The following is a 16,293-nucleotide window of genomic DNA, read 5'->3' on the forward strand; positions in this document are numbered from 1 at the left end:
GAAACATTCCTTGCCTCATTTTTCAATAGACTTCGGGGAGGCGGCCGAATTGAAAGAAACCATTTTAACAACCCTCAAAAAAATTGAAGATGAACATCAAGTCAAAATTCTTTATGCCTGCGAATCAGGAAGCAGGGCTTGGGGATATTCGTCCAAAGAGAGTGATTATGATGTCCGATTTATTTATGTACATACAATAGAAGAGTATCTAACTATTGATCCGGTTGGGATAGGGAAAAAGCGGGATGTGATTGAACTTCCAATTAATGATTTGCTGGATGTGTCCGGCTGGGAGTTGTCGAAAGCACTGAGGTTGTTTCGAAAGTCCAATCCGCCCTTACTGGAATGGCTTTGGTCTGGTCTGGTATACTACCAGGCTTTTTCTTCCATTGAGAAAATGAAGGAGCTGAGTAAAGCTATCTTTGCACCCCATTCCTGCCTGTATCACTACTTAAATATGGCTGATAAAAATTTTCGGGATTATTTGCAGACAGATACCGTCCTAATCAAACAGTATTTTAATGTCCTAAGGCCATTTTTGGCTGCCAGCTGGATTGAAAAGTTCAATGAATTTCCACCATTGGAATTTCCTGCTTTATTGGAGGAATTAGTATCTGAGGGAGAACGGAAAAAGGAAATTCAAATCTTGTTAAAAAGAAAATCAGCTGGTGAAGGGCTAAAATTGATAACCCCGATTCCGGAATTAAATGATTTTTTACAAGAAGAAATGGACCGTATCCGAGAATATGCCAAAAGTCTTCACATTTCCTTACCGGATTCCACACCACAGTTGGATTTATTATTTAGGAACACGCTTAAAGAGGTATGGAGGTAATGAAAAGTTTCCCTTTATAGAAAATAAATGAAGCAGGGAATCCCGTAAGATTTCCTGCTTCATTTTGAAATTCCGTTTATTAGTAAATGACCACTGGATCATAAGTGCTAAGAGTATTATACACAGTTCCCATAATACTAGGAGGTGTGTTGACACAGCCGCCTGATCCAGCAGCAATATAGGCGCTGCTTCTCCAGTTTGACCGCCAGCTGGCATCGTGGAATCCTTGCCCGCTGTTCGTAAACGGAGCCCAGTAATTCACTTTTATAGCATAGGACCCTGGTGACCCTGCAGAAGAGCCCCTAAGCGTGTACTGTTGTCGTTTGTAAAGAATGTACCAAACACCTTTTGATGTATCTTCACCAGTAATATGTTTTCCAGTCACCACATGTGTTGTTACGGCCAGTTTTCCATTTTTATAAATCCAAGCCCGCTGCTCGGCAATAGATACTTCTGCATACGTGTCACCAATACCGTTATTCGTTGTTGTTTCATAGCCGTAGCCTTCGCCGTTCCAGCCATGTCCGCGAATATTAGAAGCGGACAGCGGCTTTGCTTCCCCTTTTTCAAACGCCTTTTGAATCCGCGCTGCTTCCTTTTCAGTATCTAAAGCCCAGCCATAGCCTTTTCCTTTGACAGATATGACTCTTCCTGAATGGGTCTTAAAAGTGAAATCTTTATCTAATGTAGATTGAGTACGATTAATTTCATCTATTTTGTCTTGAATACCGCTTGGGTCAATGGTCACCTTCATCTCCTTTGAAACAGCGGCATTTTTAACTAATTCATTAGCTGCTAAGGAATAGACCTTATCTTGTACCTTATAATCAATAGATTGCTGCTGGATTTCCTGCAGCTTTTTCTCTTCCTTTTTAACAATTTCGCTGTCCTCTTTAACAGGCTGTAGAAGCACAGGTTTTAAATGAATCTCACTCCTATATACCTGTTTCTCGTAATCCTTCATTAGACTGGCAATGTCATATTGTTTACCGTCCATGCTTTTCGTAATAACTATTTGACCATCCTTTAGAGTTGCTTGAGCATCAACCGGAGCTTTTAAACTCTTATTCATAGATAGAAGTTTATCTTTAACATGCTTTTTCATTGTCTGGTTTCGATATTGGTCTGCTTCTTCTGGAATCAGCCAATAATTCTTTTCTTTTGTCGAAGGGAAAAAGGTCCACTGTTTTTTTAGTAATTTCTTAATTTCAGGCAAATCTTTTTCTGAAAAACCCAGCTTGGTATCTTCTTCATCTAAAATTTTCTCCTGCCCGACGTAGACACTGTTATTTAAAACTGCTGTTTTTAGCTTTTTGATCGCCTTTTCAACTGTCAGACCGCCCACTTGTGTATCATTAATCATCACATGTGAATTGAATCGGGTGGCCTGATAATAGCTTAGTCCTGCAAGAAGAAGTACAATCACCACAACCCCGGATGTAATAATCTTCGGGTTCTTAAACCATTTGACTGAATTCCTTTGACTTCGGCTTACTTCTTCCACTGTTTCTCTTTCGGTGCTGCTCATGAATTGATCCCCCCGTTTTACCAATTACTTATCTATCAACGTTCAACGACAATAACATCATGCTAATGTACTAAACTCTTGAATAGTTTACCTTATTATACTTAATTTATCACTATCATTTTACTAGATTTTACAGCAAGTTTGTAATAATTTTAACAAAAATGAAATCTTGTAGATTTATTTTTGTTAAAATACTGGTAAAAACATTGCGGGTCAGAATCATCCTGCTTAGATTCGGTCGTAAACGGATGACTATTTTACAATTTTTCAGTATAATTCATATAATAAGAATGCTAGGACGGTGAGATTAAGGTGAAAAAAATTACAGTGGAAAACTTAGCCCAAAAGTTTTCATTGAAAGTAGCAGCTGGTGAAAGCCAACTGCAGAAAACCATTACACAATCACGCGTTCATCGTCCGGGCTTAGAATTTGTCGGCCATTTTGATTTTTTTCCAACTGAACGGGTTCAAATCCTGGGAAGAAAGGAAATAACCTATCTAGATAAAATAAGTGAAGATGAACGTAAGATAAGAATAGGAAATATCGTAAAATATCATCCGCCGTGTTTTATTTTAAATGCAGGTAAAGAGGCACTTCCATATTTAATACACCACTGCAATGAAGAGGGGATTCCTCTTTTAGTGACCACAAAGCCTGAAGTCACTTCAGAGTTTATTCCCAAATTAGATGGTTATTTAATGAAGGAACTGGCACCAGAAATAAGTGTACATGGAGTTTGTGTTAATGTATCCGGCATGGGAATATTACTTCGTGGTAATTCCGGAGTTGGAAAAAGTGAGACGGCACACACGTTAATCCGCCGGGGCCACCGCTTGGTTGCGGATGATGTCGTGGTCCTGAAGAAACTCAGCCAGCAAACCATTCTTGGTACTCATGATGAGAAAACCAAGGAATTTTTGGCACTTCGCAGTATTGGACTGCTGAATGTAGTTAGGCTGTATGGCCGTAAAGCGTTTCAAGATGAAACGCGGATTGCTCTTGATATTCATTTAACAAAATGGCAGAAAGATGATTTGAATAACGAATTGGAGCAGAAACCTGAATATATCGAATACATGGGGGTCAAAGTTCCATCGCTTGAAATCCAGCTCCAGCCCGGACGTGATGTAGCGGGATTGATTGAAGCGGCAGCGAATAACTGGTATTTAAGGCAGCAAGGGTATAGTGCAGCAGAAGAGTTCATGAGCAGGATTGAAGCGGATATGGCTAATACTAGTAAACTATAGCAATTACAAAAAGGCGAACAGTTTAAGTCCGCCTTTTTTTATACATAGAAAGGATTGTCCAGCCAGCGGAGCATCTTTTTTATAGGGCCAGGAAGGTTCAACATCTTGTTTGGTGAAATCAGGGTAATAGATTGAGTGTGAAAAGTTCCTGATTTCAAAGGAAAAATAAGAGGATTATAAAAGGTCAGCTGCATTATCAGAAGAAATCCTTAAAAAGTCGTATGAGAAAGTTAGTAAACCTCTCTAATACTGGATAAACGGATAGAAAAAGTTCTTTTCTGCTCATCTATGATAGAAAGGAATTGTTCGCGCAGATTGAGGGAAAGAACACGGCCTTTAATGGTTTGGACGATGCCGTTTTTATCATAAACAATGGTGACAACTTTACGCATAGCAGCAATTTTAAGAAACATGAAAATTCCTTCTTTCGTGTGAAATAGTTTTAACAATGATTATTGTAAATTAACCATATTGAGAGAGTGTGAAGTGGTTGTTAAAAGCAGGTGAAAAAAAGCAAGTAACAAAACAAACAACATGGGTGATAATCTCTTCTAAAAAGGGCCCCCCTCAACAGCTGTGTTTTTAATGAATTTCCAATGGTCTATTTGACCTATGAATGTAAAAGAAAACATTGTCCTTAAACGCCATATATAGGAAAATAGCATGTTAATGATTTACAATTATTACCTTATAATAAGAAAAGGGATGGTAATGCCGATTTGGCATGAACTATTTGATTCCAACCTCATTTATGCCTGCTGAGAGACTTGAATATGAAAAAGAGGAAGGCACTCATTTAGCAGGATTTTCATGGATAGGAGGTACTTCCGTTTGGTGGAATCGATTAAAATTAAAGTAAATCATATAAAATCTACTAATCATCGTCTCAAATACATATCGTCTGAACTAAGATATATAGAATCTTCCTTATCCTCCGTTAGGAACAGCCTAGATTCTAAAGTTGTCCAAAGAAGCCATATTGGTTCACGTTTGAATCAAACACTTACGTCTCTAAATGAGCTGGAGACAAAGGTGAACGAAATGAATATCTTTATTGATGATTCAATGGAAAAATATGTTCAGGCAGATACAAAAGCTGCTTCTAGGCCATTTTCAAAAGAAAAGTCAATTTGGGCAAAGATAGCGGATGGCTTTGGAAGTGTTTTTGATGGAGCGAAGGGGTTTGTCACAGGATTAGCCGATACTGTGGTTTCTACTGTGGAAGGTCTCTGGCAGGTGATTAGGCACCCGATTAAAACCGCCAAAGGTCTTGTTTATGTCGTCAAGCATCCAATTACTGCTGGGAAAGCCATATGGAAAACGATCAAAGATTCCTGGAATAAGGATGTTGTCAATGGTGATGTGGAAAGTGCATCCCATTGGTTTGGCCGTGCATTTGGCGAAGCAGCGCTGGCGTTAGTCGGTACAAAGGGTGTTGATAAGGCGGTTAAGCTAAGTAAGGGTACAAAGGTAATAGAAGAAGTTGGCGGAGTTAAGGTTAAATATGGTGTAAATAGTGGAAAGGAATTAACGAAGAAGGAAAATATAGTTGAAAAAAGTAGAATTGAACAGTTAAGAGATAAATATGGGACATTTTCTTCAGAAGAACTTCACCAAAGAATTAATCTAAGAGATGCAGTTGCAAAAGAAGTGGATAAACTTGGGCAGTCCAATATTACCAACAAACAGGCAGGTCCTGCATTAGCTGGTGTTTTGGATAAAACAACCGGCAAGTACTATTTCGGCATAAATAATGATTTGGGCTATCTTCCTGAGAATTTACATCCTCTTATAGAAGAAAGAATAATGAACATGCCTCCTGATATAAATGAAGGGTATACTTTTACTAAGGGAGCGGGTTCACATGCTGAGATTTATGCGTTAAATGAGGCATTATTAGCAAACCCCAATGCCAATATTGATAATTTCTTAGTGCATGTAGTAAGGTCAGGAAAGAAATTGAAACCGGCGGGAATGGCTATGCCTAGATGTTCCCATTGTAAATATATTTCAGATGGATTTGAGTTTACTTGGAGGTAATCAATTTGGAAATTCAACTATTAAGTAAAGATGAAGTGCTAATCAATGGTGTTAATTTTGATGAAAAACTGTGGTTTACTTCTTATAGTGATGAGGTAATCGATAATCCGGAAGATAAAGGCGGAAAACCATTTAGCGGTTTAGCATTCGAATTGTATGACAATGGAAATTTAGCTTATTATGGATATTACCGTAATGGTCTGAAAGAAGGTCCTTTTGTTGAGTTTTACCCAAGCGGAAAAATAAAAGGTTATCGAATTATGGACGGCGGCACAGTTAAAGGGAAAGAAATCATGTGGTTTGAAAATGGTCAGAAAGCGTATGAAGGTGAATCACGAGTCGGCAGACGTTTAACCTATACAAAATGGAATGAAACTGGAGAAATAATTGAACAAAAGACGGAACCAACTAAATTTGATTTAGAGTATGTCAAAAAGTTTGACAATTAGGCAGGTAAAAATGAATCATGGCTGTCCCAAATGTAAGTTCAGAACTTCAACAGGAATTTATTAAAACACAACAGGAATTACTTAAAAAGGTAAATTTAAAGAACAATTTTTTAATAGGAGAAATCAAACTAATTGCGGGCGTAGATTTGGCCTATTGGAATGAAGATAACGTAGATTATGCTGTCTGCTGTATTGTTATTATAGATTACGTTACAAAGCAAGTAATTGAAGAAGTTCATCATAGTGATGTGGTCAAGGTGCCTTATATATCTGGGTTTCTGGCATTTCGGGAACTTCCTTTGGTGTTGGAAACGGTGAAAAAGCTGAAATCAAAGCCTGATATGTTTATGTTTGATGGCAATGGATATCTGCATTATCGCCATATGGGAATTGCCACACATGCTTCCATTTTTTTAAATAAGCCAACAATTGGTGTGGCAAAAAATTATTTAAAAATAAAAGATGTCGATTTTATTATGCCGGAAAATCGAGAAGGGGCATATACCGACATTGTTATTCATGATGAAGTCTATGGAAGAGCCCTGCGATCGAGAAAAGATGTTAAGCCGATATTTGTATCATGTGGTAATTGGATCGATGTAGATACTACAACAGAAATTGTCCTGCATTTTATTGAGAAGGACAGCCGTCTTCCCCTCCCTACGAGATTTGCGGATATTTATACACATAAGGTCAGGAAAGAAATGAAATCTAAGAAAATAGACTAATAAAGATTATGGGAGGGAGCCAATCCCTTCCATAATCTTTATTAGTGTTGATAGTCTCCATTATATCCTATCCAATCTTTACATGATAAAATAATGATAAACCATATTTTACCATTAATGATATAGCCGCCGTAAATAAAATCTAATATATAGAATAAACTAGAGGGAATAGTAACGTATTCTGAAGGACAGCCTATGCCGTTGCCTATTTCGAATTTATTTTTAGGAGAGAAAAATGAAAATTTATGTGGATGCAGATGCCTGCCCGGTTAAAGATATTATTATTTCAGAAGCGGCAAAAGTGAAGATGCCTGTCATTTTGGTGACAAGTTTCTCTCATTTTTCGAATGTAGAGAAGCCTTCAGGGGTGGAGACCATTTACGTTGATTCCGGGGCAGATGCTGCGGATTACCGGATTATGAAGTTAGCGGCATCAGGAGATATGATTGTCACTCAAGATTACGGACTTGCCTCACTGGGATTGGCAAAAGGATGCATGGTGCTTCACCACAAAGGATTTACCTATACAAACGAAAACATTGATCAATTACTGCAGACCCGCTATTTAAGTGCCATGGCCCGAAAAGGCGGCAAGCGGACAAAAGGACCCAAGCCTTTTACTCAGGAAGACAGGGAGCAGTTTAGGGAGCTTTTTAAGAAGGCTATTTCTCTTTAAACATACCTTTGATGAGACTGCATTTCGTTGCAGAACTATCGTTAGAATTCAAGTATACTCTATATTTTTCAATTTTATGGGGACACTGTAGTTAATGGATGGACAAGGATGTTGGTGATTTGGAAAAAAACAATATAAAATTAACCGCTGCTGAAATCGCATCCCTCTGGAAAACTTATATACAAAGCACTGCAGTGAGATGTTTTTACAAACATTTCCTTCAACATCTTCAAGATACGGAGATTCAATCAATCGTTGAAGAATTTATGATTCTTGTTGAAACCATTATTGGAAAGGTTAAAACCATTTTTGAAGAGGAAAACTTCCCCATGCCCAATGGATTTTCAGATAAAGATGTTGATTTATCCGCCCCTGCACTATATACAGACTTATTTGCATTAAGTTATGCTTATCGCGTGGGGCAAGTGACGATGCCTCATTACACCAATGTCCTTACAAAAGCGACCCGTCTCGACATATATGACTTTTTTAAAGCGTGTCTTCATAATGAGACTGAATTACATAAAAAGGCATTAGCTTTGATGCTCTCAAAAGGATTAAATGATCGGCCGCCAAAGATGGAATATCCAGTAAGCGTTGAGTATGTAAAACAGCATCCCTCCTTATTAAATACGTGGCTTGGTGAAAAAAGACCACTAAACTGCTTAGAAATTGCCGAACTTTATCAAGACATCGAAAGAAATGCAATTGGTTTAGTCGCTTTGATGGGATTATTACAGGTTACAAAGGATAAAGAAATAAAGGACTATTTATTAAAAGGGAAAAAATTAGCTGAAGACCAAATAGAGACATTTGAAAAGCTGTTGAAAGTAAATCATCATTTTTCAGGAACACCTGTAACTATGGAGGTAACAAATTCAACAATTTCTCCATTTTCCGAAAAGTTAATCCTGTTTTTTATAAGTTCTTCCAACCAAGCTGCTATTTCTACATTAGGGGATGCTTTGTCAGTCTCAATGAGAAAAGATATCGCAGCACATTATTCCCTATTCTTAACAAATGTAATCAGGTACAGCGAAGAAGGGCTTAAACTTATGGTTAAGCGGGGATGGATGGAACAGCCTCCACAAACAATAGATCGAAATGAGTTATATAAAAATTAGCTCAATGTTGAGAAAGCATCTTATGATAGTTTATCAGGGCACCGCATTATAATATAAGTGGTGCCCTTTTCTTCTAAAAATGTTCCCTTAAATGGCCCTTCACCAGACAAAAGGAATGATTTTGGATGTCTTTTGAATATATCTCGGATAGTCATCTGGAAAACTTTCCATTAAGGCTTTTTCTTCTATACGCATACGATAACCGAATACAATGATGAAGAATCCAACCATAATGAGAGACCCAACCCATGTATGGAAAGCAAGCCCAATTCCAATAAAACTCAATAATTCACCAGTATAAGAGGGATGCCGGATCACTCGGAAAGGGCCTTTTTGGATGATTTTTTGCTCAGCGTCAACGGAGACGACCAGCGAAAAATGTCTGCCTAATACTGCGACAGCCCAAAGACGAATACAGATGCCGATGATGATGATGAACGTTCCCGCATATGAAAGTGTTGGAGGGACAATCCCTAGTTTCAAAACATTACATAGCTGGGTCACGAAAAGACAGAGGAATATGCCAATCATAATCATCCGAATCGAACCCTTATCTTTGTTTTCTGATACCGTGTTTTTTCGCTGCAGTTTGGTTTTTATTAAAATTGCAATCTCAGACAATACCCATAAATAAAATGTAATCTCTGCAAACAAATTAATTTCCATTAAGTTCTTCCCCCTTCATCATCTTTGTATAACCAGGTTTTACCAGTTGGCATTCCTTCTGGAATTGATGTATGAACCAAAACATGAAAACTCCTCCTAAAACGAGGCCTAGCAATCCTTCTCCGTTAAATAAAACAATGCTGCCATCCATCATTCCGTGCTCGTTTGTGTAAATACTGCCCAGTACATGTGTATTAATGACATTCCAAACAGAATGAAGAAACAGGACAGGGATGATGTTCCCCGATAAATAATAGCAGTAGGAAAATGCGAAGCTGATGACAAACACACAGCCTGCTTGAATCAAGCAAAGCAGCCATGGATGGCTGATACCTGTTGTCTTAGCTAAGAATAAAACGGCAGGTGCATGGAACAAGGCCCATATGATTCCGAGAATGATAGTGGCTTTTGTTTTTCCCCAGTGCATCGTAAGCTTCGGAAGCAGATAACCTCTCCAGCCGTATTCCTCCCCTAAAACTGTAAACAAATTAAGCAAAATCGTTATCACGATTGTGACGATCATTTTACCATTGGGGAATTTATCGGCATTCCAGGTTCCGATTCCAAGAATCTGGGCCAGGACAGCGCAAAGCAAAATGAAGACAAGCGGATATAAAATGCCGAACAACAATGCTTTTCCATTCATTTTTGGTTTAAACCCATTAAATCTCTCCCCTGTAAAAATAGAAAAGATAATGGCAGCAGCTGCTGGAATAAACATAATGATGGGAAATGTTTTTAGTCCTATATTCGGCTGGATAAACAGAGCGGCGGTGACGCTCCAGGTAATGAACAGAACCGTGAACGCGTAAAGCAAACCGTTATTTTTTTGAACCATAAGTGGTCACTCCCTTGAGAATTTCTTATGGTTTCATGGTAATATTTTGCTGATATTCTTAAAAGAAACTAAAGTAACCAGGTGTATATGACTTTAGTTACCATTTTGAGATGACTTTAGCTATCTATTCTGTTTTTTGGCAAAATAGTATAATGCTAGTAAAAACAATGGATGTGATCTCTTGAATAAACATAAACCGCCTAAGATTTTAGTGATTTTTAGAATCATTTTGATCGTGACGATTTCCATTGATATCAGTTTACGTCCCCAAATACCCATTATGCTGAAGGCGGCTTTCGTTTTCGGAATCATCCTTTTGCACGTAAATGATCATTTGAGAAATCGTTACCAATTATTTGAAAATCATCGTATAATTTATTATGTATCCATGACGGCAAGTATTATTGGTACAGGGTTGTACTTGATTCGATTCGATAGCCTGCCAATCAACTTTTATTTTATATTTCCGATTGTCGAGATTTTTCTCTACCGCCCTAGGATTCAAATCGGAATGCTCATTCTCCATTTGTTCGTTTTTATAACCGCTGTATTTGTCCTAAAGGCAGGGATTCAGGAAGCTTTATTCCCGTATCTGGCCATGCTGCTGCTCATCTATCTGTTTCGCAGCAACAGCCGGGAAAGGGAAAAGGGAAATCTGCTGAATGCTGAATTAATGGAGGCAAATGCAAAGCTAAAGGAAATCACCATTGTAAAAGAACGGACGAGAATTGCCCAGGAACTTCATGATTCCATTGGTCATGCCTTGATAGCTTTAAAAATGCACTTGGAATTTGCCGAGAAAATGATGGAAACGGATTCCCTGAAGGCAAAAGAAGTGTTAGGAAAGGCCCTCGGAATCTCGCAGACTTCTATTACAGATCTTCGCAAGGCGGTAGATGTGTTAAAAGATGATCAAGGCTGGAGAAACAAGATCAAACTGCGCGATTCTCTTGATGATCTGATTGAGAGCCTGCAAATGACCGGGAGATTAGAATTTGAATTATTTTTCGATGACACAGCTGAGCATGCAAGCAAGGAAATCCGGAAGGGAATTTACGAAACGGTCAGAGAGGCTGTAACAAATGGGATTAAGCATGGAAATGCACAGGGATTTCATATTGATATTTTTGTACACGGCAATAAGCTCCATGTAAAAGTAGAGGATGACGGGGCCGGATGCGCTGATATAAAAAAATCTCACGGCTTACGTGGAATGGAAGAAAGAATCCATTCTTTAGACGGAAAAATTCAGTTTGTGTCGGCCAATGGTAATGGCTTTGCTGTTGAAGCGGAGATCCCATTTGCGGCCAGTATGGAGTGATGAAATTGATTGAAATTATCATTGTAGATGACCAAGGCATTGTAAGAGACGGTTTAAAAATGCTATTAAGTTTAAATGAAGAAATCCAGGTCATCGGAGAGGCGGCAAATGGTGAGGAGCTCCTCAGCCTGCTTAAAACAAAGGTCCCGGATGTAATTTTAATGGATATAAGAATGCCGGTGATGAATGGTATTGAGGCAACAAAGGCTGTTAAGGCTCAATATCCAAAAGTGAAAGTCATCATTTTAACGACCTTTAATGAGGATGAGTATATTTTCAATGGGCTGAAAAATGGGGCAGATGGTTTTATGTTGAAAGACTCTGACCTGGAAGAAATCATTAAGTCTATCAAAGCAGCCTATGAGGGCACACTTATGCTGCATTCGCAGGTCACAAGCAAGCTGATCAATGCCTTGCAGAATATCCCAGAATACCCTTCTCCATCTTCTGTGGAAACGAAAGATTTATCAAAACTGCTGACACCAAGAGAAATGGAAGTCGTTGAACAAATCATGCAGGGAAAAAGTAACAAGACCATCAGTACTACATTATTTTTAACTGAAGGAACAGTAAAAAACTATGTTTCTCGTATACTGGATAAATTAGAATTAAAAAGCCGGTCGGAATTGATTATTTATCTTAAGGGGAAATAAAAGGGGAATTACCTTTTCACGGTTCTATATGCTGGGCATTGCATGAAAAAAGTGCCAGGATGATTAGATTTTCACCCTGGCACTCCCTTATTATTCGTCTTCATCAAGTGTTAAGTCTTTTACTGGTAATGGCTCAAGTTCGCCATGTGTTGGTTTGCGTAAGTTAAACAATGCTTTCACACAGAACCATACAAAGGCGATTACCCCAATTAAGAAAATACTATCTGGAAGAGCACGAATATCTAATAATTTAACAATAGTATCATTTTGCAGGAATTCTGGAACACGTGAAGCCCAGTATCCTTTTTCAAATGCTGTTTTCAGCTGTAAATACCCGACAGGAAGCAATGAAATCAAAATCATACCCGCTAAACCAATGTTTAACATAATGCATGAGAATTTTAGCAGCTTATCATTCCATGCTTCAGGTTTGACAATATTGCGCATGGAGTAGAGTACAACTGCAATCGCGAACATACCATACACACCCATCATGGAACCATGTCCATGTGCAGGGGTTAAGAATTGTCCATGTTCGAAGAAGCTGACAGCTGGCAAGTTGATTAAAAATCCTAATACGCCGGCGCCTAATAAGTTCCAAATCGCTGTTGAAATCAAGAACCAGAAGGAAGCCTTATATGGGAACTCAATTCCGCCTGATTTCATCATCTTGTATTGTTCATATGCTTCTAAAATCAATAATGTTAATGGAATAACCTCTAATGCTGAGAAAACAGCCCCCAAACCAATCCAAACTTCAGATGAACCTTGGTAATAATAGTGGTGTCCAATTCCTATAACGCCGCTGCCAAGCAGGATGATGATTTGGAAGTACAATGAACGAACGGTAGACTTCTTCGTTACTAATTTTAATTGTACTAATAGGAAACCAATGACAACCACTGCAAATACTTCAAAAATAGCCTCTACCCATAAGTGGATAATCCACCAGCGCCAGAAGTCCGCCATCGTAAAGTTGGAACTAGGGTTAAAGAACAAGGCGAATACATAGAATAATGGCACAGCAAGGGATGCATAGAATAGTAAGTGAATTAAGCCGCCTTTGTCTGTTTCATTATGAAGACCTCGTTTAATACCTCTAAAGACAATGAACAGCCAAATAAGCATTCCCGCGATTAAAATATATTGCCAGAATCGTCCTAACTCTAGGTATTCCCATCCTTGGTGTCCAAATAAGAACCATCCATTTCCGAGTTTGCCGTTTGCACCCAGCCATTCACCAATCATGCTGCCGCCGACCAGAACAACTAATGCCCAGAAAAGAATATCAACGAGCAAGCCTTGGTGTTTTGGTTCCCGTCCGCCAACTAATGGGGCCACAAAAATACCAAGACCCAGCCATGAGGTTGCAATCCAGAAAATGGCGAGCTGCAAGTGGTAGCCTTTTGTTATGCTAAATGGCAAAAGATCATGAATCCACTTAATTCCAAAGAAACTTGTTGGTTCTACGTAATAATGGGCGAGCAATGCCCCAAACATACATTGTATAAAGAATAATAAGGATACAACTGTAAAATATTTTCCTGTTTTAATTTGTGATAATGTGACAGGCTGTTTGCGAATATCAATAACAGGGAAATTCCCTTCAGTGTATGCCTCTTGCATACTTAGTTTATAACGATGGAATAAGAATAATATTAAGCCAAGGAATAAAATCAATAACGTTACACTAGCCCCGCTCCACCATATTGCAGAGAAGGACATGGTATTTCCGGCATCCTCATAATATGGCCAGTTATTGGTATATGTTATGGTATCTCCAGGCCGTTTGGTGCTGGACAGCCATGCTGTCCAGAAGAAGAAGTCGGAAATTTGTTTTACTTGATCTCCTGTTCCAACCCAGGCACGGTCAGCTTTTGGCATATCTTTTGATTTAATAAGACCCGGTTTTAAACCCCAGCCATCACCATATTTAAAGACATGGCGGTAATAATCCTGCACTTTGGTGTATCCTGCTGCTTGAGCAGCCGTCAATGTAAGAATATCTTTGTCTTTTTCATAGCGATTTTTCCGCATTTCTTTAATAACTTCATCACGAATTCCAGATTGTTCATCTTTTGTTAATTGTTTAAAAGATTTATGGTATTGTTGGTTTGCTTTATAATCCTGCATACCTTCTGTATAAACTTTTAAAGCTTCTGCGGTATAGTCTGGACCCATATAAGAGCCATCACCTAATACCGTTCCATAATCCATCAGGGCATACTTTTGGAAGACTGCCTGACCGCCAACGATTGATTCTTTTGAAAGGAGTACATCCCCCGCGTTATTCATAATTTTTACCGGTCTTGGAGCTAAATCTTTGAAAATCCCATAACCCCCGACTAATAAAACTGTGAATGATAAAATAAGTGTTGCTATTAAAACTGATTTTAGGAAACTATTTTTTGATGTTGCCTTCGGTTCCGGCTTTGAAGGTTTTAGTTTGTAAGCTTCCATATCAATCACCTCTCTCATATTGTTGTTCGATTTAGATTTTAACGAGATAGGGAAATGGATTTTGTGATATACCTCACATATTTAAGTAGATATTTGTCACATAAGGACTTGAAAATCCTGCTATAAATAGCGGCCATCACCTAATTGCGGTAGATCTAACATTGTTCTTCTAAGAAAGTAAATGCTTAAAAAACCCTGAGATGAAGAGGGTTTCTACTATTTACATAGTTGAAATGATACATATTTCAGTTGACGTTTTTTTGTCTAAAAAGCATGCTGTTCCGTTCACAAAATTGTCATGTTTATTCATTATTTTAATTGATCATGTCGTTGATTTTGGGGAAGATGCTGTGGATACCGGAGTAAAAGTGGAATCAGGGCACCACTATTCAAAAGGTGCCCTAACATCTTAGGTGAATGAGCGGAAAAGGGCCATTTACTGCTTAAGGAATGAATGACCTATTCGAAAATCAGGCGAATTTTTGAATGGCGGCGCCTTCGAGAACAGATTCGTACTGCCAAAGTAAATGGTCGAATATCGTATCCCAGTTTTGTGTGAGAGCATACTCTCTTCCTTTCATTCCAAATTGCTTTCTCATGCTGTCATTGCTTATTAATTTGACGATGGCTTCTGTAAACTCTGCTGCATTTCCCGTTTCACATAAAAAACCAGTCTCCCCGTGCTTGATTATATTTTTTACGCCTCCGGAATCAGCTGTAACAGCAGGAGTTCCGCTTGCTAAAGCTTCTATTACTACATTTCCAAAGGTTTCAGTAGGGGACGGAAAAACAAATAAGTCAGATGCGGAATAAATTTCTGCTAATTTTGTTCCGGTTACATATCCTGTAAATGACATATTGGCAGGGGAGTGAACCTGCATTTCTTCTTTAAGCGGACCGTCCCCAACGATTAACCATTGAATCTGCTCATTGACCTCATCTGGCAGGGCATTTGCCACAGACATAAGTGTTTTGACATCCTTTTCTGGAGCCAGCCTTCCTACAAAGGTTAGAAGGTACTTCTTGGTGATGCTTCTTTGCTCACGAACCGCCTGTATATCGTAATAAGGGTGAAAAAGCTCGCAATCTACTCCGTGGGGCCAAATTTCTAAATTTGCAAATCCATGGCGGGTAAGCTGGGTTAATGTTTCATGTGAAGGGACGAAAATTTTTTTAAAAGGCTTATGGAACCATTTCATGTATTTCCATAAAATGCTGGAAAGAAATTGCAGGTCATAGAATTGTAAGTAATGATCGAAATCGGTGTGATAGGAACCTGCGAGGGGAATTGCTAATTTTTTTGCAAGATAAATGCCGCAAAGTCCCATGTTAAATGGTGTCGCCACATGAATAATATCAGGGGAGAAGTCCTCTAACTCTGCTTTCATTCGGAAAATGTTAGGCAAAGCCAAGCGGCATTCTGGATATAAGAAAAAGGACCAGCTTTTAAAGCGGTGGATATTGGACGAAATGTATTCATGTGAATCAGAATGTGGTGCAAAGACTTTGAAGGAGATGTTTTGTTTCTCAAGATAATTGGTAAAGTGCTTAAGTGTTCTCGCCACTCCATTAATATCCGGATAATAGGTATCCGTGAAAATAGCAATTTTCATCATCATTTTCCTCCCCATCAGTTAAAATTCCGCTGCAGCGGCTATTCATTCTTCTAAAGAGTTCTCAATTTAAATTTCCTTCCTCTTTATTCTATTAGATAACAGTTGTGTATT

Annotated in this window: 15 protein-coding genes; 9 read left to right on the forward strand and 6 right to left on the reverse strand. The window is 38.6% G+C overall.

The window, feature by feature from the left end; translation table 11 throughout:
- Positions 1-49 precede the first annotated feature (49 nt).
- Positions 50-835 (forward strand): nucleotidyltransferase domain-containing protein, encoded by a 786-nt coding sequence (locus M3183_RS16965; RefSeq protein WP_251471678.1) that lies wholly within the window; start codon positions 50-52, stop codon positions 833-835.
- Positions 836-914: 79 nt separating this feature from the next.
- Here the strand turns inward: M3183_RS16965 and M3183_RS16970 are convergent, their stop codons facing one another.
- A complete protein-coding gene (locus M3183_RS16970) occupies positions 915-2,363 on the reverse strand; it encodes a L,D-transpeptidase family protein (protein ID WP_251471679.1) in 1,449 nt (482 codons plus the stop codon).
- Between the two features lie 312 nt (positions 2,364-2,675).
- Between M3183_RS16970 and hprK the strand changes: the two genes are divergently transcribed.
- Positions 2,676-3,611, forward strand: coding sequence for an HPr(Ser) kinase/phosphatase (gene hprK / locus M3183_RS16975; RefSeq protein WP_251471680.1), 936 nt, complete (start codon positions 2,676-2,678; stop codon positions 3,609-3,611).
- Positions 3,612-3,841: 230 nt separating this feature from the next.
- Here hprK and M3183_RS16980 read toward each other — a convergent pair whose 3' ends face one another.
- Positions 3,842-4,024: a hypothetical protein gene (locus tag M3183_RS16980; RefSeq protein ID WP_251471681.1), complete on the reverse strand. Its 183-nt coding sequence runs from the start codon at positions 4,022-4,024 to the stop codon at positions 3,842-3,844.
- A 421-nt stretch (positions 4,025-4,445) separates the two neighbouring features.
- Here M3183_RS16980 and M3183_RS16985 point away from each other — a divergent pair, with 421 nt between their 5' ends.
- The 5 genes from M3183_RS16985 (at position 4,446) to M3183_RS17005 (ending at position 8,628) form a co-directional block, all read left to right on the forward strand.
- A complete protein-coding gene (locus M3183_RS16985; RefSeq protein ID WP_251471724.1) occupies positions 4,446-5,651 on the forward strand; it encodes a YwqJ-related putative deaminase in 1,206 nt (401 codons plus the stop codon).
- The gene (locus tag M3183_RS16990) at positions 5,651-6,100 is read left to right on the forward strand and encodes a toxin-antitoxin system YwqK family antitoxin (protein WP_251471725.1); all 450 of its coding nucleotides are present in this window, start codon (positions 5,651-5,653) and stop codon (positions 6,098-6,100) included. Before M3183_RS16985 ends, M3183_RS16990 begins: the two co-directional genes overlap by 1 nt.
- Positions 6,101-6,117: 17 nt before the next feature.
- Positions 6,118-6,828 (forward strand): endonuclease V, encoded by a 711-nt coding sequence (locus M3183_RS16995; RefSeq protein ID WP_251471682.1) that lies wholly within the window; start codon positions 6,118-6,120, stop codon positions 6,826-6,828.
- Positions 6,829-7,063: 235 nt separating this feature from the next.
- Positions 7,064-7,504 (forward strand): YaiI/YqxD family protein, encoded by a 441-nt coding sequence (locus tag M3183_RS17000; protein WP_251471683.1) that lies wholly within the window; start codon positions 7,064-7,066, stop codon positions 7,502-7,504.
- Positions 7,505-7,623: 119 nt separating this feature from the next.
- Positions 7,624-8,628: a DUF3231 family protein gene (locus tag M3183_RS17005; RefSeq protein WP_251471684.1), complete on the forward strand. Its 1,005-nt coding sequence runs from the start codon at positions 7,624-7,626 to the stop codon at positions 8,626-8,628.
- 99 nt (positions 8,629-8,727) lie between these two features.
- On the opposite strand, the gene M3183_RS17010 is transcribed toward M3183_RS17005, so the two are convergent.
- Both M3183_RS17010 and M3183_RS17015 read right to left on the reverse strand, forming a co-directional pair.
- On the reverse strand, positions 8,728-9,294 hold the full coding sequence (locus tag M3183_RS17010) for a methyltransferase family protein (protein ID WP_251471685.1): 567 nt from the start codon (positions 9,292-9,294) through the stop codon (positions 8,728-8,730).
- Positions 9,284-10,132: a CPBP family intramembrane glutamic endopeptidase gene (locus M3183_RS17015; protein ID WP_251471686.1), complete on the reverse strand. Its 849-nt coding sequence runs from the start codon at positions 10,130-10,132 to the stop codon at positions 9,284-9,286. The genes M3183_RS17010 and M3183_RS17015 overlap by 11 nt, the downstream gene beginning before the upstream one ends.
- A gap of 181 nt (positions 10,133-10,313) precedes the next feature.
- Here M3183_RS17015 and M3183_RS17020 point away from each other — a divergent pair, with 181 nt between their 5' ends.
- A complete protein-coding gene (locus M3183_RS17020) occupies positions 10,314-11,453 on the forward strand; it encodes a sensor histidine kinase (RefSeq protein WP_251471687.1) in 1,140 nt (379 codons plus the stop codon).
- Positions 11,454-11,461: 8 nt separating this feature from the next.
- Positions 11,462-12,106 carry a response regulator gene (locus M3183_RS17025; RefSeq protein ID WP_251471726.1) on the forward strand — a complete coding sequence of 215 codons (645 nt, stop codon included), beginning with the start codon at positions 11,462-11,464 and terminating at the stop codon, positions 12,104-12,106.
- Between the two features lie 90 nt (positions 12,107-12,196).
- Here the strand turns inward: M3183_RS17025 and M3183_RS17030 are convergent, their stop codons facing one another.
- Together M3183_RS17030 and M3183_RS17035 are read right to left on the reverse strand one after the other, a co-directional pair.
- The gene (locus M3183_RS17030; protein WP_251471688.1) at positions 12,197-14,566 is read right to left on the reverse strand and encodes a nitric-oxide reductase large subunit; all 2,370 of its coding nucleotides are present in this window, start codon (positions 14,564-14,566) and stop codon (positions 12,197-12,199) included.
- Between the two features lie 470 nt (positions 14,567-15,036).
- Positions 15,037-16,179, reverse strand: coding sequence for a glycosyltransferase family 4 protein (locus M3183_RS17035; protein ID WP_251471727.1), 1,143 nt, complete (start codon positions 16,177-16,179; stop codon positions 15,037-15,039).
- Positions 16,180-16,293 lie beyond the last annotated feature (114 nt).

The sequence above is a fragment of the Neobacillus mesonae genome, assembly GCF_023715155.1.
GTDB lineage: Bacteria > Bacillota > Bacilli > Bacillales > Cytobacillaceae > Neobacillus > Neobacillus mesonae_A.

Excerpts from the sequence above, each read along its gene's own strand:
- M3183_RS16970 (WP_251471679.1), bottom strand. The coding sequence starts at position 2,363 with ATGAGCAGCACCGAAAGAGAAACAGTGGAAGAAGTAAGCCGAAGTCAA.
- M3183_RS16980 (WP_251471681.1), bottom strand. The coding sequence starts at position 4,024 with ATGTTTCTTAAAATTGCTGCTATGCGTAAAGTTGTCACCATTGTTTAT.
- M3183_RS16995 (WP_251471682.1), top strand. The coding sequence starts at position 6,118 with ATGGCTGTCCCAAATGTAAGTTCAGAACTTCAACAGGAATTTATTAAA.
- M3183_RS17000 (WP_251471683.1), top strand. The coding sequence starts at position 7,064 with ATGAAAATTTATGTGGATGCAGATGCCTGCCCGGTTAAAGATATTATT.
- M3183_RS17010 (WP_251471685.1), bottom strand. The coding sequence starts at position 9,294 with ATGGAAATTAATTTGTTTGCAGAGATTACATTTTATTTATGGGTATTG.
- M3183_RS17015 (WP_251471686.1), bottom strand. The coding sequence starts at position 10,132 with ATGGTTCAAAAAAATAACGGTTTGCTTTACGCGTTCACGGTTCTGTTC.
- M3183_RS17030 (WP_251471688.1), bottom strand. The coding sequence starts at position 14,566 with ATGGAAGCTTACAAACTAAAACCTTCAAAGCCGGAACCGAAGGCAACA.
- M3183_RS17035 (WP_251471727.1), bottom strand. The coding sequence starts at position 16,179 with ATGAAAATTGCTATTTTCACGGATACCTATTATCCGGATATTAATGGA.